Here is a 21,321-nt window from a genome sequence, read left to right on the forward strand (position 1 = left end):
GACCCTTCAATGCGTAATCGTGCAGTGGACTGGTGGGTGGGGATTTTCGTCCTGCTCGGGATTGCTGCCCTGGCGGTGTTGGCCTTTCGGGTAGGAAACCTGTCTGGATTCCAGTACGGCGAGGGTTATGTTCTCCACGCCGACTTCAACAACGTCGGCAGCCTCAAGGTGCGCAGCCCCGTCAAACTGGGCGGAGTGACCGTGGGCGAGGTCACGGGTATCCGCATCGACCCCAAAACCTTCCAGGCCGAGGTCAGCATGCGCATAGAGCCGCAGCTCAAGCTGCCGGTGGATACCGGCGCCTCCATCTATACCCAGGGATTGCTGGGCGAACAGTACATTGCCCTCCAGCCCGGTGGCATGCCCCAGGACCTCAAGCCCGGCGGTACCATCACCCTGACCCAAAGTGCCGTCAACATCGACCAGCTCATCGGTCAGATGGTCTTCAGCAAGGCTGAGGGCGGGAGTGGCAGTTCGGGCTCGGGCTCCGGCGCAAGTGCCATTCCCAACCCCCCAGGACAGTGACCCATTCCAGGAGATTGCCATGAAATCCCTAGCGTACGCGTTGATGTTTTTGGTACTGGGCTGGATCCTGCCGGTGCAGGCGGCCGACGTCACGGAGCCAACCCAGGTCGTGGAGCAGATGACCGACTCGGTGCTCACCGTGCTGCAGAAGAACGAGGGACGTCCCGTGGATCGGGCCCTCAAGAAGGAGGTGGCCAACATCATCCTGCCGCACATCGACTTCACCACCATGTCGCAGTACGTCATGGCACAGTACTGGCGACAGATGACCAGCGCCCAGCAGGATCAGTTTGTCAAGCTCTTCAAGGAGCTTCTGGTCAAGACCTACAGCAATTCCCTGAATCACTATCACGGTCAGCGGGTGAAGATCACCGGCAGTCAGCAGATCTCCCAGAATCCGCCGGTGGCTCAGGTCAACATGGTCATCCAGCAGCCCGACGGCGGTCCCGACATTCCGGTCATCTATGCCCTGCTTCAGCAGGGCAACACCTGGCGGATCTATAACGTCTATATCGACGGGGTAAGCCTGGTGCTCAACTATCGTCAAAGTTTTGGCCAGATCGCCGCGAGTCGGGGCATTCCCGCACTTCTGCGGGATCTCAAGGCGAAAGTGGATGACTGAAGGACGCCGCGCCCGCTGGCAGGTCGGCCAAGAAGACGACCAGTCCGTACTGCGCCTGTCGGGTGACTGGCGTCTGGACGCCCTCGACGAAGCGCTACGCAGCGAGGAACTGCGGTCACTGGCCGTGGATCGGGTCCGTCTCGACGATGTGGACGCGGCCGACAGTGCCACCCTGGCACTGCTCCTGGATTGGCAGGAGCGGGCACTGCAGCGCAAGCGACCGCTGGTTCTGACAGGACTCGGGCCAGGCCTGCGGGAGCTGGTGCACCTCTACGGTCTGGAGGCGCTCCTCACCGAAGCACCGGGCGAGAAGGACGAAGGGGACCGTGGGCACTGACCTCGCCATCCACGTCCGTAGTTTGCGCAAGGCCTACGGCAACGGTTTCCTCGCCCTAGGCGGCATCGATCTGGACGTGCGCGCCGGCGAGTTTTTCGGCCTCCTGGGGCCCAACGGCGCCGGCAAGTCGACACTCATCAACATCCTCGCCGGGATCGTCCGGCGCAGCAGCGGGGTAGCCGAGATCTTCGGTTTCGACGTCGAGCACGATTATCGACACAGCCGGCAAATGCTGGGTGTGGTGCCCCAGGAACTGGCCTACGATCCCTTTTTCACAGTGCGCGAGTTCTTACGCTGGCAGTCCGGTTACTTTGGCATTCGGCGCAACGACGACTGGCTCGATGTGCTGATGCAGGAACTGGACCTGGCGGACAAGGCCAACACCAATCTGCGCGCCCTGTCCGGGGGCATGAAGCGCCGGGTGCTCATCGCCCAGGCCATGGTCCACCGTCCGCCCGTCGTGGTTCTGGACGAGCCCACCGCCGGCGTGGATGTGGAACTGCGCCAGGGACTTTGGCGCTTCATGCGCCGTTACAACGAAGAGGGGCACACCGTCATCCTCACCACCCACTACTTGGAAGAGGCGGAAGAACTCTGCGGTCGCATCGCCATTCTCGACCACGGTCAGGTGCTTGCCCTGGACAGCAAGGAAGCCCTGCTGGCTCACAGTCGTCACCGGGTTTTGTCGGTGAGCTTTGAACGCGACCCTGGCCCTCTGCCCAGCGAACTGGAGGACGCCCTCATGCGTGCCGACCAGCGCACCTGGGTACTACGCGTCCAGCGCGATCAGGGACTTGGGCCCATCTTGCGCCAGTTGCAGGCGCTCCCGGCGCAGATTGTCGATCTGCACGTGCAAGAACCGCGTCTGGAGGACGCCTTCACCGAACTCCTCGCCCAAGGCCATGACCAAGCCCGCCCCTGACGGCCTACGCCTGGACCTCTTCTTGAAAATGGCGCGCCTCATCAAGCGTCGCAGCTTGGCCAAGACCATCTGCGACGGCGGCTGCGTCACCCTCAATGGGCGTACCGCCAAGGCCGCCACGGAAGTCCGGGTCGGTGACCAGCTGTGCATCGATATCCGTGACCGTTATCTCGAGCTCCGCGTGCTCCGTCTGCCGACCCGCGTCGAAGGTCCCGAAGGCGTGGTGGACATCCTTCGTCGTGAGGAAGCATCGCAGTGAGCGCGCCACGGCTGCTCATCACCATGGGCGAGCCCGCGGGGATCGGTCCCGATCTCTGTCTCGCCCTTAGCGATCACCCCCTGCCGGGGACTCCGGTGGTCATCGGCAGCCACGCCTGTCTCCAGCGCCGCGCCGCCGATCTTGGTCTGGGACTGCGTCTGCGCCGCTGGAGCGCAGACCAAGCCTGGCCCAAGGCCGAGGCGGGTACCCTGGCTGTTCTGGATCTGCCCCTGCCCATTCCCTGCCGCGCCGGGCGGCTCGAGCCCGGCAATGCCGAGGCCGTGCTGCGCGGGCTCGCACAGGCGGTGGAGCTGATTTCCCTGGGACTCGCCGATGCCCTCGTTACCGCGCCCATGCACAAGGGGGTGATCAACGACGCCGGGATTTCCTTTGCCGGACACACGGAGTACCTGGCGCAACTCTGCGGTGTCGAGCGGGTGGTGATGATGCTGGCCGGTCGCGGTCTGCGGGTTGCCCTGGCGACCACCCACCTGCCTCTGCGCGCCGTAGCCGATGCCATCCAGGTGGAGGCCTTGAGCGCCACGCTGCGCATCCTGCATCGCGCCCTGGGTACGGACTTTGGTCTTGCGGATCCGCGTATCGTCGTCGCCGGATTGAACCCGCACGCGGGCGAAGGCGGACATCTGGGTCGTGAGGAACTGGACATCATCGATCCCGTCCTGCGTTCCCTGCGGTCGGAGGGACTGCGGCTGCTGGGGCCCTTGCCGGCGGATACCCTGTTTCAGCCGCGTTACCTGGAAGAAGCCGATGCGGTATTGGCCATGTACCACGACCAGGGTCTCCCGGTCCTCAAGTACCATGCCTTCGGTGCCGCGGTGAACGTTACCCTGGGTCTACCCATCGTGCGCACCAGCGTCGATCACGGCACGGCACTGGATCTGGCGGGGACCGGTCAGGCAGAGGTCAGCAGCCTGCTCGCTGCTATCCAGATGGCGGCCGATATCCACCGCAACCGCCGCGCTCGAGATCGGGGAGCGACCTAGAAAACGTGCTGTCGGTCCGCCGGCACCTGAGCCAGCAAGAACTCCATCTGATCGGCAAGGATGCGCCGATTGCTCAGCAGCAGGTACTCTGCCCAGGTGGGCGCGAAGGGCACGGCGAGTAAAGGCATGCCCGCTTCTTCTGGGGTGCGGTTGTCCTTACGACTGTTGCACCAGCGGCAGGCCGTGACCACATTGGTCCAGATGTCGCGGCCCCGGCGCGAAAGGGGGATGATGTGGTCCCGGGTCAGTTCACGTTGCGGAAAATGGCGACCGCAATACATGCAGAGGTGGCGATCGCGATGAAAGAGGGTAGGATTGCTCAGCGCCGGCGGCCGTACCTTGCCCAGGTGGCGGCCGCGAACGGCGATGACCGGGTGGATCTCCAGGGAAGAGGGCAAGCCGCTCAGCCTGCTGATGCCACCGTGAGCCGTGAAGAAAGGGTTCCCCAGGGTCCAGGCCACGTTGCCCCGGACATAATGGGCTGCAGCCTCTTCCCAGGTTTCCCAGGCCATGGGACGGCCACTCACGTCAAGACGCAGCACGAGGTGCATAGACTTTCCGTTCGGTAGCGCCTGAATAAGGCGTCACTTGAATATAGCATGAAGGACCGAGAAGGGTGCAAGCAGAGTCTGTCCCCCAGGCCAAAAAACGATTTGGCCAGAATTTTCTGGTGCAGCCAGCCATCGTCCAGCGCATCGTCGCTGCGGTCGGTCCAGGCAGCAGCGATGCCCTCGTGGAGATTGGTCCTGGCCGTGGCGCCCTCACCCGTGCACTCCTGGCCGCATTGGCCCCGGCACAGCGGCTGCGGGTGATCGAGTTGGACCGCGACCTGCTGCCCATCCTGCGTAATCTCGCCCCCCCTGAGCGTCTCGAGATTCTCGCTGCCGACGCCCTGAAAGTGGATTTCCTGAAGATTGCCGATACTGCGGGTGCCAGACTGCGCATCGTCGGCAACCTTCCCTACAATATCTCCACGCCCTTGCTCTTTCATCTGCTGGGCCAAGCCGAGGCCATCACGGACATGCATTTCATGCTGCAGAGGGAGGTGGTGGAGCGCATCGTCGCCAGACCCGGTAGCGGCACGTATGGGCGTCTGTCGGTCATGCTCCAGGCCTATTGTCTCGTGGAAATGCTCTTTCCCGTGGCCCCCGGGAATTTTCATCCCGTACCCAAGGTGGATTCGGCTTTTCTGCGCCTGGTGCCCCGCCATCCCACACCCATTGCCCCGGCACGGCAAGCGCTTTTTGCCGAGGTCGTCCGGCTCGCCTTTGCCCAGCGGCGCAAGACGCTCGCCAACAACTTCCGCAGTCGACTGCCGGCGCCGGCCTGGGAGCAGCTGGCTATCGATCCGGGACGACGCGCCGAAACCCTCAGCGTCGACGATTTTTTCCGCCTCACCGAGGCCCTCGATACCGCAGGAGTAGGATATGGACCCCATGAAGGCCGTCGCCGCCCTTTTCGCTGATCTGAACTGGCCGGCACGCAAGATACCCGAATATCCGGTCTACAGCTGTGCCCTGGCGGTGCCCAATGGTCCGCTGGAAATTTTCTGCCACGTGCACGCCGAGCGCGAGCGCGTACTGTTCTATGTCCGGCCGCAGGAGCTCGACATTGTGCACGCACGTCTGGCCATGCTGATGGAATTCCTGACTCGAGCGAACTACGGCCTGCCCCTGGGTAACTTTGAGCTGGATTTAGCAGACCACGAGCTCAACTTCAAGAATAGCGTGCAACTGCCCGAGCGCTGTGTGGCTCCGGACATATTGAAACCCTATCTCCTCCAGGCGGTGGAAACCTGCAACTTTTACCTGCCGGGGATTCGCGAGGTATTGGCCGGTGCCGTTCCGGCGGAGGTCATTGGGCGTTTGGAGCAGGGAGCGGCGTCGACCCGTTCTGAGTAGGCTGGCCAGGGACGGCGCTTAGCACCGGCGTCAGGCCCAGTCCGCGAATCCGCGTCAGCGCCGGCTGTGCCTGCACCAGTGAGGGGAAGGGATCGCTGACGAGGCTGTACAGAGCGTGGCCATCCTCGCCCTGGCTCTCGTGCAGGTGCATCGTGACCCCGAGGAGGGCCAGGCGCTCCTGTAATACCCGGGCAGCACCGTGATTGCTGAAAGCACCCACCTGGATGATGACGGGCTTGAGGGCTACTGCGCTGCGGGTTGCGGCGGTATCGGGAATGCCCGGACCACTGCCGAGGATGTCCTTCGGGATCTCCACCTTCATCTGCGGCAGAATGCGGTAGAAATTGAAATCCACGGCGCTGCTGGTGGAGGCGGTAGCGCTCACGGCGGCGGCAGCCGACGCCGGGACCGCGCCACTGGCGAGGGGAGACTGCACGGGCGCCGCCGCCGACACGGCCGCCACTGCCACTGGACCCTGTACCCGGTCGCTGGTGGTGGCGGCAACGGGTTTTTGCGGCGCCTTGAGCAAGCCCAGTTGACCGCGATCCAGAGGCAGTTGGGCCAGCCACCACCAACTCGCCCCACTCAGCAGCAGGACCAGCAGGATCAACAACCAAGGCCATCGCCGACGCGGCGCGGGCGCCGAACTCTCCTCTTCCTCATCCCGAGGAGGTATGGGCCGCGGCGGCGGTGGCGGCGCGCTGGGTCGGCTGCTGTGGCCTTTGTAGTCACGCATGGCCAGCAACGGCGGGCGCGCGACCCCGGTCACCGTGCATCGCGGTCGTCACATCCGCTCCGGGGCGCTAACGCCCAGCAGGGCCAAACCGTTGGCAATGGTACGGGCGACGGCGCGCGCCAGGGCGAGGCGAGCGTGCCGCGTGTCGCGCTCTTCCACCAGGATTCGCGTGGCGTTGTAGTAGGTATGGAAGGCAGACGCCAACTCCTTGAGGTAGAAGGCGATCTGATGCGGTTCCCGGGCTCGGGCACTGGTGGCGACGGCCTCCGGAAAACGCCACAGCAGATCGGCGAGGGCCAGCTCACGGCCATCCTGCAGGGGCGAGAGGTCCGGGACCTCCGCCTGCGGAGTCGACAGACCCTGTTCTTCGGCCTGGCGAAACAGGGAGAAGACGCGGGCGTGGGCGTACTGGATATAGTAGACCGGATTTTCCTCGCTGTGCTTCTTGGCCAGCTCGAGATCGAAATCCAAGTGCTGGTCGGCACGCCGCAAGACGTAAAAAAAGCGTGCCGCATCGTTACCTACCTCGGCGCGCAGCTGGCGCAGGGTGACGAACTCACCGGCGCGCGTGGACATGGAGACTTTTTCGGCGCCGCGGTAGAGGATGGCAAACTGTACCAGGAGGATTTCCAGCGCCGCATCGTCGAGACCCATGGCCCGCAGGGAGGCACGGACCCGGGCGATATAGCCGTGATGGTCAGCCCCCCACATATCCACGATCTGCCGAAAACCGCGGGCAAACTTGTCGGCATGATAGGCAACGTCTGAGGCGAAGTAGGTGTAGGCGCCATTCTCGCGCCGCAGCACACGATCCTTGTCGTCGCCGTAGTCCGTCGAGCGGAACCACAGGGCACCATCCTGAACATAGGTATGCCCGGCCGCCGTCAGCGACTCCACGGCGCGTGTGATGGCTCCACTGTCCATCAGGCTGCGCTCGGAGTACCAGCCATCGTAGTGCACACCAAATTCGGCCAGATCCTCGCGGATATCCGCCAGAATGGTATCGAGGCCCGCGCGGTGCAGCGGGGCGTAGTCGGGACCGAGATCGGTCTTGAGCTGCTGAATCAGGGCGTCCATGGCGGCGTCGGCGTCCTCGAACCGACTCAAGTCCGGCAGATTCCTGGCAGCGGGCGTGAGCCGATCGCCGAACTCACGGCGCAGCGCCGCGGCAATGGGCAGAAGATAGTCGCCGCGGTAGGCATTGCTGGGGTAGGGCCAGGGCAGATCCAGTCCCGCATTCTCGAGATAGCGCAGGTAGACGCTGGCCGCGAGAATGTCCATCTGCCGCCCGGCATCGTTCACATAATATTCGCAAAAGACGCGATAGCCGCAAAAGCGCAAGAGGTTCGCGAGGCTCGCGCCATAGGCGGCGCCGCGACCGTGGCCCACGTGCAGGGGACCGGTGGGATTGGCAGAGACGAACTCGAGGTGCAGGGTCTCACCCTCGCCGAAGTCGTGGGCCCCGAACCGCTCCCCCTGGGCGTACACCAGACGGACTACCTCCTGGAAGGCCTCGGGCCGCAGGAAGAAGTTGATGAAACCGGGGCCGGCGATCTCGCAACGGGCAATGTGGGGCGAGGCGGGCATGGCGGCGACGATGCGCTCGGCCAGCTCCCGCGGCTTGCAGCGCGCGTCCTTGGCGAGCAGCAGGGCTACGTTGCTGGCAAGATCGCCGTGACTCGCCTGCTTGGGACGCTCCAGTTCCAGGGTCTCGGGAACCCGGCTCAGGGCGCCAGATTCCACCAGCTGCTGCAGGGCGACGGACAACGTAGAGGTAACGAAAGCTTTCACGATAGGCCTTGAGGTAGACGCATTTTTGCGGCAGTGTAGCGCAAGTGGCCGATGAACGGCAGAGGCGGCGCCAGGCCCAACGGGTCGGTCTTGGTCGTCCACCTCTGTCTGCGCGGCGTCCAAGGATCGCAAGATGTCGGAATCCCACCCTCTGGCCTTTTTTTGGCACTGGCTCACCCTGCCCATCCCCCTGCCCGGTGAAGGCCACGTCACCCCTTTGGCGGTGCTCGAGTTCAGCGTCACCCTGGTGGTGCTCTGGTGGGTGGCCATCCGCCTGCGCAAGCTGCTGCGCCAGATCCTCAGCCGCCAGCTGGATCACGCCACGGCCTATGCCATTTCCCGCATAAGCTATTACCTCATCATTGCCTTTGGCCTCCTGGTGGCGCTACAGACCCTGGGCGTCAATCTGAGCAGTCTGGCCATCTTTGGCGGCGTAGTCGGCGTGGGCCTCGGCTTTGGTCTGCAGAATATCTTCAGCAACTTTGCCTCTGGCCTCATTCTGCTGTTCGAGCGCAGCATCAAGGTGGGTGACTACATCCAGCTCAAGGAAAACGGCATGCATGGGATGGTGACCAAGCTCAGCGTGCGCTATACCCAGGTCAAGACCAACGATCACGTGGACATCCTCGTCCCCAATTCCCAGTTCGTGAACGGTGAGGTGATCAACTGGAGCCTGGATGAACCCGTCATCCGTCTGCACATCCCCTTTCGTGTGCCCTACGGTACGGATCGTAAGCGGCTTCAGGAGCTGGTGGTGGAGACGGCCCGCCGCTCGGCGCTGACCGTGGACGATGCCCAGCACCGCCCCGACCTGTGGATCACGGGTTTTGGCGATGCCGGTTACGATTGCGAAATGATCGTCTGGGTCAACCGCGATGGCCTCACGCGCCCGGGAGGGACCCGCGCGCACTACCATGGCCTCTTGGCAGACGCCCTGGAGTCCGCCGGCATCGAGATACCGCGACCGCGTCAGGAGGTGGTGGTGCTGGCTGGCAACTCCCCCGCGGCAGGCGTTTCTGCCGTCTCCAGTTCTTCCTCCTCGACGTAGTTGTGGGGCCCATCGGGCCGGGCGATGCTCCGCGGCGGGATGATGAGCAGGTACGCAGCCAGTGCCGCCAACAGCGCAATCCACATGCACAGGCGCAGCAGGTTGTTCATGCTGAGGGTGGCGGCTTCCACCTCGAGCAGGTGCTGCAGCTGCCACAGTGGCCAAGTACTGTGGGTGTAGGGATCGATCTTGTCGCGCATCTGGGTCGCGACCAGGGCACTGCCCCGGGTCCAGTAGACACTGATGAGGCTGACGCCGATATTGGCGCTGAAGACGCGGATGAAGTTGCTGGTGGTGGCGGCCCGCGGAATCTCGGCGGCCGGCACTTCCGACAGCAGGATGAGGGTGAGGGGCACAAAGAGACTACCCACGGCAAGGCCCATGAACAGCATGGGCAACACGGTATCCCCCAGGCTGCTGATGGGGCTCAAGGTGAAGTTGCCGTAGCTGGCGGCGAAGAGCAGGAAACAGAGGGTCGCCAGACGCCGTAATCCCACCAGACTGCGCAGGCGGTCCATGACCATGGACACGGGGATGGCGCCGATGGCGATGGGGACGAGGACGATGCTCCCCCAGTAACCGTTGTAGCCCAGATTTTGTTCTACCCAAAGCGGCAAGGCCGCGGCCCAGCCCATGAACATGGCCCAGCCGAGGCACAGCAGGGAAAGACCCAACCAATAGTTGCGCTGACGCAGGTAGTGGAAGCGCAGCAGCGGATAACGTGCCTCGCTCTCTCGCCAGGCGAAGAGCACGAAGGCAATGAGGGCGAAGACACTGCTGGAGAGGATCAGCGGTGAGTGCCACCAGCCATACTGCTCACCATTGTCCAGGGTAATCTGCAGACCCATGAGTCCCGCATAGAGCAGCACAAAACCAGCGAGGTCAAAGGCAGGCAGGCTGGGGTCGCCGCCGCCGGCGGGAATCGCCCGCCCCCCAAGCACGGCCGCAAGCAGCCACAGGGGCAGGGACAGCCAGAAGATCCAGCGGAAACCCGGTCCCGTTGCCAGCCAGCCGCCGATGGCCGGCCCGAAAAAGAAGGGGACCAGCATGGCGTTACTCCAGAAAACCGTGACCAGGGCGTGCTTACTCTTCGGGCTGTGGCGAAGAAAAAGGCTCTGGCTGAGGGGTACCAACAGGCCGGCAGCCAGCCCCTCCAGGGTGCGCGACAGTAGCATGATCCAAAGGTTATGGGTCATGCCACTGATGACGGAGCCCGCCGCGGCGACGCCGGTGGCCGTGAGAAAGACCCGGCGCATGCCAAAGCGCGCCGTGGTCCAGGGCATCAGAGTGATGCCCAGCGACCAGTTGACGATGAAGTAGGTCAGGGTCCACAGCGCGTGATCGCTACTGGTAGCGAGCCCACCGGCCACGTAGGGGAAAATCGCTTGGACGCCCGCACCCTCGAAAGAACCCAGGGCGAGGCCGAGCCCCACACCGACAAAGAGCGGCCAGGACTGGCTCAGGGGCCGCACACGGGCCTCATCGGCGACGGAGGGTGGATCGATCTTTGCCATACCGTCAATGTAAGACCGGGGCTTATATTGGACAAATCGATATGTTTTCTTTCTATAATAGGTAATGCCGATGATATCGGAGCCCACGCCGGCGTGCGCTATTCACCCGAAGACATCTTGATTTTCCTCGAGGTTGCCGAGGCCGGCGGCGTGGCAGCGGGATCGCGACGCCTCAGTCGGAGTCAACCGGCCATCTCCGAGCGCCTCCAGCATCTGCAGCAGGCCCTGGGTGAACCGCTCTATCGCCGCTCGGGGCGTGGCATACGCCTGACCTCCGCGGGCGAATCCCTGCTGCCCCTGGCCCGACGCCTGCGCGAGGATCTGACCGAGGTGGAGCTCTGGTCCGCCCACCGCCACAGTCTGCAGGAAGGCGAGCTGCGCATCGCCGCCAGTACCACGGTAGCCAATTACTTTCTCATGGAGCATCTGGCCGAGTTCCGCAGCCGCTATCCCGGCATCGGCCTGCGTCTGAAAGCTGGCCCCCTTGCGCGCGACACCAACTGGTCCGACTGGGACCTCATCTTTACCGAAGAACCGTTGCCAGCCAGCGCGCTGCCCAGTTCGCTGCGGCAGATCCCGTGGCGGCGCGACGAGATCGTCGCCATTCTCCCCCGGGATCATCCCTGGGTACGCGAAGGTCGTCGGAGTGTGGATTGGCCGACGGTGCTGACCCAGCCCATCGTCTGGCGCGAGCCACACTCGGGCGTGCGGCGGCGGGTAGAGGCGGCCCTCGATGCCGCTGGTCTACGTCCGCAGTATGCCGTGGAGGTTACCGGGATCGAGGCCCTGCGCGACGCCGTGGCCGCCGGCCTGGGCCTAGGCTTCGGCTCCGTCGAGGCTCTGGACAAGGTGCGCTGGCCTTTGGCCTCGATGCACCTCGATCCTCCCCGCGGGCTGTTCTGGGACCTCTACCTCGTCTATCCCGTGGCACCACTCCGTTCGCGGGCCCTGCAGGCCCTGTTGGGGGTGTTGGGTTTGGCCATCTGAGCCTCACAGATCGCCCAGGAGGCCGCCCCCTTCCAGCAGGACGAAAGCGCCGGAGCCGCCCGCTGGGTGCTCGAGCCAGATGAGGGGGTGCTGGGGACGGCGAGCCAGGAGGGCGTGCTCGGCATCCCCCGTTTCCACCACCAGGGCGCCCCCCGGCAAAAGGTGGTCCGGCGCTTGGTCCAGCAAGGGCAGGATACAATCCAGTCCATCCTCGCCGGCGGCCAGGGCAAGGCGCGGCTCGTGCCGGTATTCCGGGGGCAGATCGGCCATGGCAGCGGCATCGACATAGGGCGGATTGCTGACGATGAGGTCGAAGCGCGCCGGACCCACCGCACTGAAGATATCCGAGGTGTACAGCCGGATGCGCTCTTCAAGGCCATGGCGGCGGACATTCTGGGCGGCGAGCTCCAGCACCTGTGGCGAGATGTCCACGGCGTCCACGCTGGCCTGTGGAAACTGCCGGGCCAGAGCCACCGCCATGCAGCCGGAACCCGTTCCTATCTCGAGGATGCGGCGCACCCGTTCGGCCTGCACCCAAGGGGCAAAGCCCTCCTCGATGAAGGGCTCGAGCAGGCTACGCGGGATCAGCACGCGCTCGTCCACGGCAAAGCGCAGCCCGGCAAACCAAGCTTCACCGAGGATATAGGCCGTGGGCCGACGCAGTATCTCGCGCTGGTAGAACGCGTCGAGGATCGCCTCCCGCTCCGCCCGCGTCAACAGGCATTGGCGGACTTCCGGCAGATCTTCCGGCTCCAGTCCCAGGCGCCGGGCGACGAGGGCACTGGCTTCCCCTCGGGGCGTCTGGAAACCCTGGCTGCAGTCGATACCGGCTGCGCCAAAACGGCTCCAGCCGTAGCGGCAGAAGTCGCCAATACTGCGTAGGGTGTCCGCCTGTTCGATGTAGTGATGACGCTCCATCGTCCCGCTCAATCCAGTTCCAACCAGACGGGACAATGGTCCGCCCCCCGCACCTCCGTGGCAATGCCGGCCCCCTTCAGACGCGGCAGCAGGCTTTCGTGTACCCAGAAATAGTCCAGACGCCAGCCCACATCCCGCTCCCGGGCGCCACTGCGCAGGCTCCACCAGGAGTAGCGGCGCTCCTCGGGATGAAAATGGCGGAAACTGTCGATGAAGCCGGCTTCGCGCCAGCGATCGAGCCAGGCACGTTCTTCCGGCAGGAAACCCGATACCCTACGATTTGCCTCGGGTCGGGCCAGATCCAGGGGCGTGTGCGCGGTGTTGACGTCGCCGCAGAAGATCACGGACCGTCCACGACGCACCAGGGCCGTGACCTGCTCCAGGAAAAAGGCGTAGAAATCGAGCTTGAAGGCCAGTCTCTGCGCGTCCTTCTTGCCGTTGGGAAAGTAGACGTTGTAGAGGTCGAAATCGCCGCAATCGGTGACCACCACTCGTCCCTCGGCATCGAAGTCGGCACGGCCAAGCTGGGCGCGCACGGCGGTGCAGGGGTCGCGGAAAAAGGTGGCGACACCACTGTAGCCGGGGCGCTCGGCCTCGGCCCACAGGCTGTGGAAGCCCGGTAATTGCGCCTCATCGGGGTCGAGCTGGGCTAACTGGACCTTGGTTTCCTGAACGCAGAGCACATCCATGGGGGTTGCCGCCACCCACTCGCGCAAGCCGTGCCGGGTGACCGCGCGCCAGCCGTTGACATTCCAGCTGTACAGACGCATTCAGCGTACCACCCGGACGGCCAGAAAGTCGCCATCTTCCAGCACCCTTTGCAGCAGCCGACGACCGGCGGCGGCATCGGCCTGATCTTCGGGCAGGAGCGCCAGGCCCTCGCGCGCCACACTGGGGCTGATGACGCCATGACGCAGGGCGAGGTGGTACAGTACCTGAACGCTGCGGGCCTGTGTCGCCACATTGTCCATTTCGCCCTGAAAGGCGGCTGTGGGGCCGCCATAGAAGTGCAGCTTGCGGATATGCTGAGTGTCGGGCAGGGTTGGCATGGTCGCTCATTCCTTGGCGGTAGCGTGGTCCGGCGCGGATGGCGCTCCCGCCCAAACCGGTGCGCTTTGGGGCAAGGCGCGGTAGGAGAGATCCCAGAAGCCACCCTGGGCCAGCACCGGTCCCAGCACCGCCAGGGCAGCGAGGAGACGCTCACGCAGTCCCCAAGGGGGGCGCACCAGGATCAGGCCGGAGCCGACCATACTGGTCCCACCGGTCTCCGACTCCAGGCGCAACTCCACCACTTCCATGTCCAGCGCGCGCTGGAGGCTCTGTAAAAGTCGCGAGATCATACCGCGAACCTTGATGGGATACCAGACGATCTGGCAGCCCTGGGGCCAGCGCGCGTGCGCGCCGATGATGGCCTTGGCCAGAGCCTCCCACTCATCGCGGCGCTCGAAGGGCGGGTCCATGAGGATCAAGCCGCGCCGCTCCGGCGGCGGCAAATGACCGCGCAGGATGGCATAACCATCGTCGCCCAGAATGCTGGTACGCCCCCGGCCAGCGAGGTTATGGCGCAGGCGCTCGCGAACCACTGCCACCTTTTCCGCCAGCACCATGCGGTCCCCGGGACGGAGGAGACGCGCCGCAACAACGGGTGAGCCGGGATAGTGTCTCAGGACACCGTCCTCTGCGCCCTCCTCGAGCAGGTCGAGCCAGGGCGACAGGCCCTTCAGCTGCCGCCGCGCCGCCCACACCCTGTCCACCCCCGCGCTGTGTTCTCCCGCGTCGGCCAGAGAGTAACGCCCGGCGCCGGCATGGGTTTCCAAATAGAAGAGGGGGGCATCCTTGTGCAGCAGGCGCTCCAGTGCAAGGCTCAGGGCAAGGTGCTTGAGGCAGTCGGCAGCATTGCCGGCGTGGTGATCGTGGCGGTAATTCACGGGCGCCTTTGGTCTTGGCATGGTCGTCGGGCTCAGTCATGATAGCAGAAAGTCGTCTGCTGCCGGGATCTGGTCCCGCCCGTTGCGAGGAGAAGCACCATGCGCCTATACGCCACGCCCACCAGTCCTTACGCCCGCAAGGTACGCATCGTCCTGGCGGAAAAGCATCTGCCCTACGACCTGGAATGGGTAGATCTGCGCAGTGCCGACCATCCCGCCAAGTCCGTCAATCCCCTGGGTAAGATTCCGGTGCTGGTCCTGAACGACGGCACGCCCGTCTACGACTCCAGCGTCATCGTCCAGTATCTGGACCTTGCCCACCCCGAGCCCCCCCTCATTCCGACGGATCTCCCCGGACGCCTGCGCGCCTTACGCGGCGAAGCCCTGGCCGATGGCATCATGGACAGCACCATCACCTGGGTCATGGAGCAGCGGCACAGCAGCGAATGTCAGGATGGCGCGCTGCTGGCGCGCATGCGCACCAAGGTGATCACTGCCCTGTCCATGCTGCAGGCGCAGGTTCCACAGTGGCAGGACAAGGACAAGGCCGACCACCTGGAGCTGCCGGAGATCGCGGCCATCGCCGCCATCGCCTACGTTGACCTGCGCGCACCGGAGTTTCTCCTGGGATTTGCCGATCTGATGGCCTGGTACCAGCGTATGCGCCACCGCCCCAGCATTGCCGATACGGCCGCCACGGCCTAGGACCGTGCAGATCACGAGCTGGAACGTCAACTCCCTGAAGGTGCGCCTGCCCCAGGTGCAAACCTTCCTGGAGAAGTTCCAGCCCGATCTGCTCTGTCTGCAGGAAACCAAGCTCCCCGACGACCGCTTCCCCACGGACCACTTGCGTGAGCAGGGCTACGCTGCCCTCTATCACGGCCAAAGCGCCTATAACGGTGTCGCCATGCTCAGTCGCGCGCCCCTCGCGGATCCCGAGTGTGGCTTTGCCGACGGCGAGGCAGAGCCCCAGGCCCGTCTGTGCGCGGCGACCTGTGCGTCTGTCCGCGTCGTCAACGTCTATGTGCCCAACGGCCAGGCTCTGGACAGCGACAAATACGCATTCAAGCTGCGCTGGCTGGCGGCCCTGCGGGAGTATCTCCGCGACGCATTGGCACGCTGGCCACGGCTCGTCGTGCTGGGGGACTTCAACATTGCCCCGGGCGATGGTGACGTCTTCGATGCCGCTGCTTGGGGCGAGGATATCCTCTGTTCGCCGGCCGAGCGCGCCGCCCTGACAGCCCTGGAGGATCTGGGATTCGTGGACGCCTACCGGGCGCTCAACCCCGATGGCCGGGAGTTCACTTGGTGGGACTACCGCGCCGCCAGCTTTCGCCGCAATCGCGGCCTGCGCATCGATCTGATCCTCGTATCCACGGCCCTCTGGCCGCAGGTGCGCCAGGTCCTCGTCCACCGCGAGGAACGGGGTGCAGAGCGGCCCTCGGATCACGCCCCCGTGTCCCTCTTTCTGGAGTCAACCCCATGATCGGCATCCTCCTGGTCAACCTGGGCACACCCGACGCGCCCACGACCCCGGCCCTGCGCCGATACCTGCGCGAATTCCTGAGCGATCGGCGGGTGGTGGAGATCCCCCCCATACTCTGGTGGCCCATCCTCAATGGTCCCATCCTCCTGACGCGCCCGGCCCGCTCCGCGCGCGCCTACGCCCGGGTGTGGATGCCCGAGGGCTCACCCTTGCTGGTCTACAGCCAGCGGCTGGCGGCGGGACTGCAGGAGATCTGGGACCGCGAGGAGCCGGGACGGGTGCGCGTGGAGCTGGCCATGCGCTATGGCAACCCCCCCGTCGCCAAGGGCTTGCAGCGGCTCTGGGACGAAGGCTGCCGCAAGATCCTGGTGGTGCCCCTCTACCCCCAGTATGCAGCGGCCACCACCGCCTCCACCTTTGATGCCGTCGCCCGGACGCTCATGGGCTGGCGCGAGATTCCAGCCCTGCGCCTGGTGCGCGACTGGCACGATCACCCCTTGTACATTGCCAACCTGGCGCGCAGCGTGCGTGCGCACTGGCAGAGCACGGGCGAACCGGAGCGGCTACTCATCTCCTTCCATGGCCTGCCGGAGCGCTGTGTTGCTCTGGGCGACCCCTACCGGGCGCAGTGCGAACGCACCACGACCCTTCTCGTAGAAGCCCTGGGCCTTGCCCCCGAGCGCTATCTGCAAACCTTCCAGAGCCGCTTTGGTCCGGCCAAGTGGCTGCAGCCCTATACGGATAAGACCCTGGAAGCCTTGGGCAAGGCGGGCGTCGACAGGGTGGACTGCCTCTGCCCAGGGTTCAGCGCCGACTGCCTCGAGACCCTCGACGAGATTGCCGTGGAGGGGCGCGATACCTTCCTCGAGGCAGGCGGTCGGGACATGCACTACATCCCCGCCCTGAACGACGACCCCCAGTGGATCGCCGATTTTGCCCGCATTCTCGCGCCGCACTGGCAGGACTGGGACCGTTGACGCGGATGCCGCGGGGCGGGCCGCTTTCCCCGTCGCTGCACAAGGTTTAGACTCAAGCCCGGATTTTGCCACCGCCACCTGCGCGCCGAGGACCCGCCACCATGATCATCGCCAAGGATACCGTCGTCACCATCGATTATGCCCTCACCGACGAAGAGGGAGAGCTCATCGACAGCTCTGAGGGTGAAGAACCCCTCGTCTACCTGCACGGCCACCACGGCATCATACCGGGCCTGGAGGAGGCACTGGCCGGCCACCGGGAAGGGGACCGGCTGGAGGTCACCATTCCCCCGGAGGAAGGTTATGGGGACTGGGACGAGGATCTGGTGGAAGTCGTCTCCGTGACGGACTTCGACGACCCCGAGACCCTCGAGGTGGGCGCGCAGTTCGAGACGGATACGGAAGAGGGGCCGCGGCTGGCGACCATCATCGAGATCGAGGGCGGCGAGGTCACGGTGGACCTGAACCATCCCCTTGCCGGCATGACCCTGAACTTCGATATCGTCGTGCGCGGCGTACGCCCGGCGACGGCGGAAGAGCTCGCCCATGGCCACCCCCACGGCGCTGGGGCGCACGAACACGATTGAGTCTCGAGACCCACGGCGCTGAGCTCCCCGGCCCTGGCGCAGGGAGCCTGCGCCTCATGGGCCTCATGTCGGGGACCAGCGCCGACGGCATCGACGCCGCGCTCTTGGACTGCGGGGGCGAGCGTCCCGTCTTTTTGGGGCACCGTCACCATTCCTACCCCGAGGCTTTGCAAAGACGCCTCGTCGCCGCCAGTACACAGCAGGACCTCGAGGCAGCGGCTCGCCTCGAGCGCGAGCTGGGGCGCGAGCACGGACATTTTGCCCGTCTCTGCCTGCGCCAATGGGGGGGCGTGGACGCCATTGCCGTGCATGGGCAAACCGTCCGCCACCGACCGCGGCACGACCCGCCCTTCACCATCCAGCTGACCGCCGCACCCGATCTTGCCGTCACCACGGGCCTCACCATCGTCCACGACTTTCGCCGTGCCGACGTCGCCGCCGGCGGTCAGGGTGCGCCACTGGTGCCACCCTTCCAACAGGCGCTGTTCGCGGGCGAGCAGGCACGCCTTTTTCTCAACATCGGTGGCATTGCCAACGTCACCTGGATACCGGGCCGGAAGGACGACCGCGCACTCCTCGCCTGGGATTGCGGCCCCGGCAATGCGCTTCTGGATGCGGCGGTGGTGCTGCTCAGCGAGGGCAGACTGTCCTTTGACGCCGACGGCGCTTGGGCGCGCCAGGGGGAGATTCGTGCCGCAGCCCTGGAGCACTGGCTGTCCTGGGAGTTTTTCCACAGACCGCCTCCAAAGAGCACGGGTCGCGAGGATTTTTCAGCACCGTTGGTGCAGGCGCTATGGCGCGACTGGTCGTTCAGCGCAGCCGACTTTCTCGCCACCCTCACCGCACTCACCGTAGAGAGTATCGCCAAAAGTCTCGAGTGCTGGGCACCGCCGGCAGAGGCGCTGTGGGTCTTCGGTGGAGGCGCGGACAACGGTTTTCTGATGACCCTGCTGGCCCGTCGCCTGTCCCGGTTACCCGTTCATCGGGGTACCCCAGGTGACCGCCTGCCCCACCTCGCCGTGGAGGCGGCGGCCTTCGCCTGGCTCGGCGAGCGCTGTCTGCGCGGCGTCGCCCTGGACCTGCGTGGCGTGACCGGACAAGGGCAAGCGGTGGTGCTGGGGAACATCCTGCCGGGCCGCAATTGGCTGCCCTTGCTGGCAAAATTACGGCATCTGGGCGAAAATCCCTGACCATGCGTACGGATATTCCACTCCCCAGCGGCGCGGCCACCGTCTGCGGAATCCTGGGTGATCCCGTCGGCCACAGCCTGTCGCCCTGGATGCACCGCCTTTTCGCCGTGCAAACGGGACAGGACTTCGTCTACGCGCCCTTCCCCACGGCCAGCACGAACCTCGGTCTCGTGCTGGCCGGGCTGCGGGCTGCGGGTGTGCGCGGCGTCAACCTCACCATCCCCCACAAAGAAGCGGTCCTGCCCCTTCTGACTCATATTGCTCCAGCGGCCGCAGCCATCGGCGCCGTCAATACCCTGCGCTTTGAAGCGGATGGCGCGCATGGGGACAATACCGATGCCCCGGGCTTTCTGCGCGCCCTGCGGCGGCACGCCGGCGACGATTGGACGGCTCGGCCCGCCCTGATCCTGGGTGCCGGCGGGGCGGCGCGCGCCATCGTCCATGCCCTGGGCAGTGCCGGAGTCCCGGAGATTCTGCTGGCCAACCGCGATCTGGCGCGGGCGCACTCGACGGCGCAGGATTTCCCGCAGCTTCCCATCCAGGCCCTGGCCCTGACGGCAGAGGCCCTTCGACCGCATCTGCCGCGGCTCGGTCTGGTGGTGAATTGCACTGCCCGCGGCCTGCACGGCGAGACCCATCCCGAGCTGGATCTAGACCTTCTGGATGGGGCTGGCAGCGTTTGCGATATCGTCTATAACCCTCTGCATACCCCCCTGATCCGGGCGGCGCAGAGCCGCGGTCTACGGGTGGTGGACGGCCTCGGCATGCTGGTGGAGCAAGGGGCCGAAAGCTTTTTCCTGTGGACGGGAACCATGCCCGATCCGGAACCCGTCGAGGAGCGTTTACGCCAATGGCTCTCAGCCCAGACACCCTGACCCTCAACCCCATGCTGCGGGCCCTGGCAGCCCAGGGCTTGGGCGATGAGGCCACCCTGCGCGAGCTGGCCAATGACCCCAAGCGTGGCAACCGCCCCCTGCTTTTTCATCTGGTGGATAAAGGGGCCGTAAAGGCGTCGGCCCTCATGGCCTACCTGTCCAATCGCTACAACGTCCCCATGCTGGATCTGGAAGCGGTGCAGATAGACGACACGGTAGTGGCCAAGGTGGATCGGCAACTCATGGCGCGCCATCAGGTCCTACCCCTGTCCCGCCATCGCGACACCCTTTTCCTTGCCGTGGCCGATCCCACGGACTTCAAGGCCATCGAAGAGATCAAGTTCAACACTGGCCTGCAGGTCACCCCCATCCTGGTGGAGGCGGACAAACTCTCCAAGGCCGTCGCCGCCGTCACCAGCAGCATGCAGGGCAAGCTCGAGGATCTCTTCGTCGACGATGGCAAGAAATCCGGAGAGTCGGACGAGTTCGACCTGGGTAGGGATGCCGAGGGCGTCGACGACGCCCCGGTCGTGCGCTTCGTCCAGCAGCTGCTGCTGGACGCCATCCAGAAAGGCGTGTCCGATATCCACCTCGAACCCTACGAGCGCGACATTCGCGTGCGCTATCGCCTGGACGGAGTATTGCAGGATGTGCTGCACCCGCCCATTGCCCTGCGCGAAGGGGTAACCTCCCGCCTCAAGATCCTCTGCAAGCTGGACATCTCCGAGCGGCGTCTGCCCCAAGATGGGCGCTTGCGGGTGCGGGTGCCACCGGCACGCATCATCGATTTCCGCGTGTCTTTCCTGCCCACCAACTTCGGCGAGACCATCGTCCTGCGCCTGCTGGATCCCGCCAGTTCCAAGGTGCCCATCGAGGCCCTGGGTTTCCTGCCCGAACAGCGCAAAGCCTTCGAGGACGCCATCCACCGCCCCTACGGCATGATCCTCGTCACTGGGCCCACGGGCTCGGGCAAAACCACGACCCTGTATACCGCCCTGAACATCCTCAATACCGGCGATGTCAATATCAGTACGGCGGAAGACCCCGTGGAAATACCGGTCTACGGCATCAATCAAGTCAACATCAACGAACGCATCGGCCTAAACTTCGCCGCCGCCCTGCGTTCCTTCCTCCGGCAAGATCCGGACATCATCATGGTCGGCGAGGTGCGCGACCTGGAAACGGCGGAGACGGCCATCAAGGCAGCGCAGACCGGCCACCTGGTCCTCGCCACCCTGCACACCAACGATGCCCCGCAAAGCCTCACCCGTCTGGAAAACATGGGCATCCCCACCTATAACATAGCCGGCGCCGTGCACCTGGTGATGGCGCAGCGCCTCGCCCGCAAGCTGTGCCCGGTGTGCAAGACACCCCTGAAGATACCCGAACAGGCCCTGCTGGAGGCTGGTTTTGCCGTCGACGATCTGCAGGGATGGCGCCCCTTGGGTCCCAAAGGCTGCGACGAGTGCAACCAGACGGGCTACAAGGGGCGAATCGGTCTGTATCAGGTGATGCCCGTCAGCGATGCGATGCGCGATATCATCATGCGCGGTGGCACCTCCATGGACCTCGCACGCCAGGCGCAGACGGAGGGTGTCCTGAGCATGCGCCAGGCCGGCCTGCAGCGGGTGCGCGAGGGCTTGACGAGTCTCGAAGAGGTCCTGCGCGTCACCAACCTGTGAACAGCAGATCTTCAACCACGGTCGCGGGCCGC

At 65.0% G+C, this 21,321-nt stretch carries 25 protein-coding genes; 17 read left to right on the plus strand and 8 right to left on the minus strand.

What is annotated here, in order from left to right; genetic code table 11:
* Positions 1-9 precede the first annotated feature (9 nt).
* The 6 genes from mlaD to pdxA are packed head-to-tail and all read left to right on the plus strand — an operon-like array spanning position 10 to position 3,669.
* Complete coding sequence (gene mlaD / locus ACAty_RS13410) at positions 10-525, plus strand: outer membrane lipid asymmetry maintenance protein MlaD (RefSeq protein WP_004869477.1); 516 nt, start codon at positions 10-12, stop codon at positions 523-525.
* Positions 526-544: 19 nt separating this feature from the next.
* Positions 545-1,147 carry an MlaC/ttg2D family ABC transporter substrate-binding protein gene (locus ACAty_RS13415; RefSeq protein WP_004869480.1) on the plus strand — a complete coding sequence of 201 codons (603 nt, stop codon included), beginning with the start codon at positions 545-547 and terminating at the stop codon, positions 1,145-1,147.
* A complete protein-coding gene (locus ACAty_RS13420) occupies positions 1,140-1,484 on the plus strand; it encodes an STAS domain-containing protein (protein WP_004869483.1) in 345 nt (114 codons plus the stop codon). The genes ACAty_RS13415 and ACAty_RS13420 overlap by 8 nt, the downstream gene beginning before the upstream one ends.
* Positions 1,474-2,406: an ABC transporter ATP-binding protein gene (locus ACAty_RS13425; RefSeq protein ID WP_004869486.1), complete on the plus strand. Its 933-nt coding sequence runs from the start codon at positions 1,474-1,476 to the stop codon at positions 2,404-2,406. The genes ACAty_RS13420 and ACAty_RS13425 overlap by 11 nt, the downstream gene beginning before the upstream one ends.
* On the plus strand, positions 2,387-2,665 hold the full coding sequence (locus tag ACAty_RS13430) for an RNA-binding S4 domain-containing protein (RefSeq protein WP_077272737.1): 279 nt from the start codon (positions 2,387-2,389) through the stop codon (positions 2,663-2,665). Before ACAty_RS13425 ends, ACAty_RS13430 begins: the two co-directional genes overlap by 20 nt.
* The gene (gene pdxA / locus ACAty_RS13435) at positions 2,662-3,669 is read left to right on the plus strand and encodes a 4-hydroxythreonine-4-phosphate dehydrogenase PdxA (RefSeq protein ID WP_004869493.1); all 1,008 of its coding nucleotides are present in this window, start codon (positions 2,662-2,664) and stop codon (positions 3,667-3,669) included. The genes ACAty_RS13430 and pdxA overlap by 4 nt, the downstream gene beginning before the upstream one ends.
* On the opposite strand, the gene ACAty_RS13440 is transcribed toward pdxA, so the two are convergent.
* Positions 3,666-4,220, minus strand: coding sequence for an HNH endonuclease (locus ACAty_RS13440; RefSeq protein ID WP_004869496.1), 555 nt, complete (start codon positions 4,218-4,220; stop codon positions 3,666-3,668). The two genes, pdxA and ACAty_RS13440, sit on opposite strands and share 4 nt — an antisense overlap.
* A 65-nt stretch (positions 4,221-4,285) precedes the next feature.
* On the opposite strand from ACAty_RS13440, the gene rsmA reads away from it, so the two are divergent.
* Together rsmA and ACAty_RS13450 are read left to right on the plus strand one after the other, a co-directional pair.
* Positions 4,286-5,134: a 16S rRNA (adenine(1518)-N(6)/adenine(1519)-N(6))-dimethyltransferase RsmA gene (rsmA, locus tag ACAty_RS13445; protein ID WP_004869498.1), complete on the plus strand. Its 849-nt coding sequence runs from the start codon at positions 4,286-4,288 to the stop codon at positions 5,132-5,134.
* Complete coding sequence (locus ACAty_RS13450) at positions 5,097-5,570, plus strand: type III secretion system chaperone family protein (protein WP_004869500.1); 474 nt, start codon at positions 5,097-5,099, stop codon at positions 5,568-5,570. Before rsmA ends, ACAty_RS13450 begins: the two co-directional genes overlap by 38 nt.
* On the opposite strand, the gene ACAty_RS13455 is transcribed toward ACAty_RS13450, so the two are convergent.
* Both ACAty_RS13455 and argS read right to left on the minus strand, forming a co-directional pair.
* On the minus strand, positions 5,524-6,339 hold the full coding sequence (locus ACAty_RS13455) for an SPOR domain-containing protein (RefSeq protein ID WP_070113925.1): 816 nt from the start codon (positions 6,337-6,339) through the stop codon (positions 5,524-5,526). The two genes, ACAty_RS13450 and ACAty_RS13455, sit on opposite strands and share 47 nt — an antisense overlap.
* A gap of 15 nt (positions 6,340-6,354) precedes the next feature.
* Positions 6,355-8,097 (minus strand): arginine--tRNA ligase, encoded by a 1,743-nt coding sequence (gene argS / locus ACAty_RS13460; protein WP_004869504.1) that lies wholly within the window; start codon positions 8,095-8,097, stop codon positions 6,355-6,357.
* 133 nt (positions 8,098-8,230) lie between these two features.
* On the opposite strand from argS, the gene ACAty_RS13465 reads away from it, so the two are divergent.
* On the plus strand, positions 8,231-9,145 hold the full coding sequence (locus ACAty_RS13465) for a mechanosensitive ion channel family protein (protein WP_038472374.1): 915 nt from the start codon (positions 8,231-8,233) through the stop codon (positions 9,143-9,145).
* Here ACAty_RS13465 and ACAty_RS13470 read toward each other — a convergent pair.
* On the minus strand, positions 9,067-10,659 hold the full coding sequence (locus tag ACAty_RS13470) for an MFS transporter (protein ID WP_004869506.1): 1,593 nt from the start codon (positions 10,657-10,659) through the stop codon (positions 9,067-9,069). The two genes, ACAty_RS13465 and ACAty_RS13470, sit on opposite strands and share 79 nt — an antisense overlap.
* Before the next feature lie 93 nt (positions 10,660-10,752).
* Between ACAty_RS13470 and ACAty_RS13475 the strand changes: the two genes are divergently transcribed.
* Positions 10,753-11,646 carry a LysR family transcriptional regulator gene (locus ACAty_RS13475; protein WP_004869509.1) on the plus strand — a complete coding sequence of 298 codons (894 nt, stop codon included), beginning with the start codon at positions 10,753-10,755 and terminating at the stop codon, positions 11,644-11,646.
* Positions 11,647-11,649: 3 nt separating this feature from the next.
* Here the strand turns inward: ACAty_RS13475 and prmB are convergent, their stop codons facing one another.
* The 4 genes from prmB to ACAty_RS13495 are packed head-to-tail and all read right to left on the minus strand — an operon-like array spanning position 11,650 to position 14,513.
* Positions 11,650-12,576, minus strand: a complete 927-nt coding sequence (gene prmB / locus ACAty_RS13480) for a 50S ribosomal protein L3 N(5)-glutamine methyltransferase (protein WP_226047573.1) — start codon at positions 12,574-12,576, stop codon at positions 11,650-11,652.
* Positions 12,573-13,334 (minus strand): exodeoxyribonuclease III, encoded by a 762-nt coding sequence (locus ACAty_RS13485; RefSeq protein ID WP_004869515.1) that lies wholly within the window; start codon positions 13,332-13,334, stop codon positions 12,573-12,575. The genes prmB and ACAty_RS13485 overlap by 4 nt, the downstream gene beginning before the upstream one ends.
* Positions 13,335-13,613: a DUF2322 family protein gene (locus tag ACAty_RS13490; protein ID WP_004869519.1), complete on the minus strand. Its 279-nt coding sequence runs from the start codon at positions 13,611-13,613 to the stop codon at positions 13,335-13,337.
* Positions 13,614-13,619: 6 nt separating this feature from the next.
* Positions 13,620-14,513, minus strand: coding sequence for a 23S rRNA (adenine(2030)-N(6))-methyltransferase RlmJ (locus ACAty_RS13495; protein WP_226047574.1), 894 nt, complete (start codon positions 14,511-14,513; stop codon positions 13,620-13,622).
* Positions 14,514-14,591: 78 nt separating this feature from the next.
* Between ACAty_RS13495 and ACAty_RS13500 the strand changes: the two genes are divergently transcribed.
* From ACAty_RS13500 to pilB, 7 genes are all read left to right on the plus strand, one after another.
* Positions 14,592-15,197, plus strand: coding sequence for a glutathione S-transferase family protein (locus tag ACAty_RS13500; RefSeq protein ID WP_004869526.1), 606 nt, complete (start codon positions 14,592-14,594; stop codon positions 15,195-15,197).
* Between the two features lie 4 nt (positions 15,198-15,201).
* Entirely contained in the window at positions 15,202-15,978 is a 777-nt protein-coding gene (gene xth, locus ACAty_RS13505; protein ID WP_004869529.1) for an exodeoxyribonuclease III, read from the plus strand.
* On the plus strand, positions 15,975-16,955 hold the full coding sequence (hemH, locus tag ACAty_RS13510) for a ferrochelatase (RefSeq protein WP_004869533.1): 981 nt from the start codon (positions 15,975-15,977) through the stop codon (positions 16,953-16,955). Before xth ends, hemH begins: the two co-directional genes overlap by 4 nt.
* A gap of 101 nt (positions 16,956-17,056) precedes the next feature.
* Complete coding sequence (locus ACAty_RS13515) at positions 17,057-17,542, plus strand: FKBP-type peptidyl-prolyl cis-trans isomerase (protein WP_004869537.1); 486 nt, start codon at positions 17,057-17,059, stop codon at positions 17,540-17,542.
* A complete protein-coding gene (locus tag ACAty_RS13520; RefSeq protein ID WP_226047575.1) occupies positions 17,539-18,732 on the plus strand; it encodes an anhydro-N-acetylmuramic acid kinase in 1,194 nt (397 codons plus the stop codon). Before ACAty_RS13515 ends, ACAty_RS13520 begins: the two co-directional genes overlap by 4 nt.
* Before the next feature lie 2 nt (positions 18,733-18,734).
* Complete coding sequence (aroE, locus tag ACAty_RS13525; protein WP_004869542.1) at positions 18,735-19,607, plus strand: shikimate dehydrogenase; 873 nt, start codon at positions 18,735-18,737, stop codon at positions 19,605-19,607.
* Positions 19,583-21,289: a type IV-A pilus assembly ATPase PilB gene (gene pilB, locus ACAty_RS13530; RefSeq protein WP_004869544.1), complete on the plus strand. Its 1,707-nt coding sequence runs from the start codon at positions 19,583-19,585 to the stop codon at positions 21,287-21,289. Before aroE ends, pilB begins: the two co-directional genes overlap by 25 nt.
* Positions 21,290-21,321 lie beyond the last annotated feature (32 nt).

This window comes from Acidithiobacillus caldus ATCC 51756, assembly GCF_000175575.2.
Taxonomy (GTDB): Bacteria; Pseudomonadota; Gammaproteobacteria; order Acidithiobacillales; family Acidithiobacillaceae; genus Acidithiobacillus_A; species Acidithiobacillus_A caldus.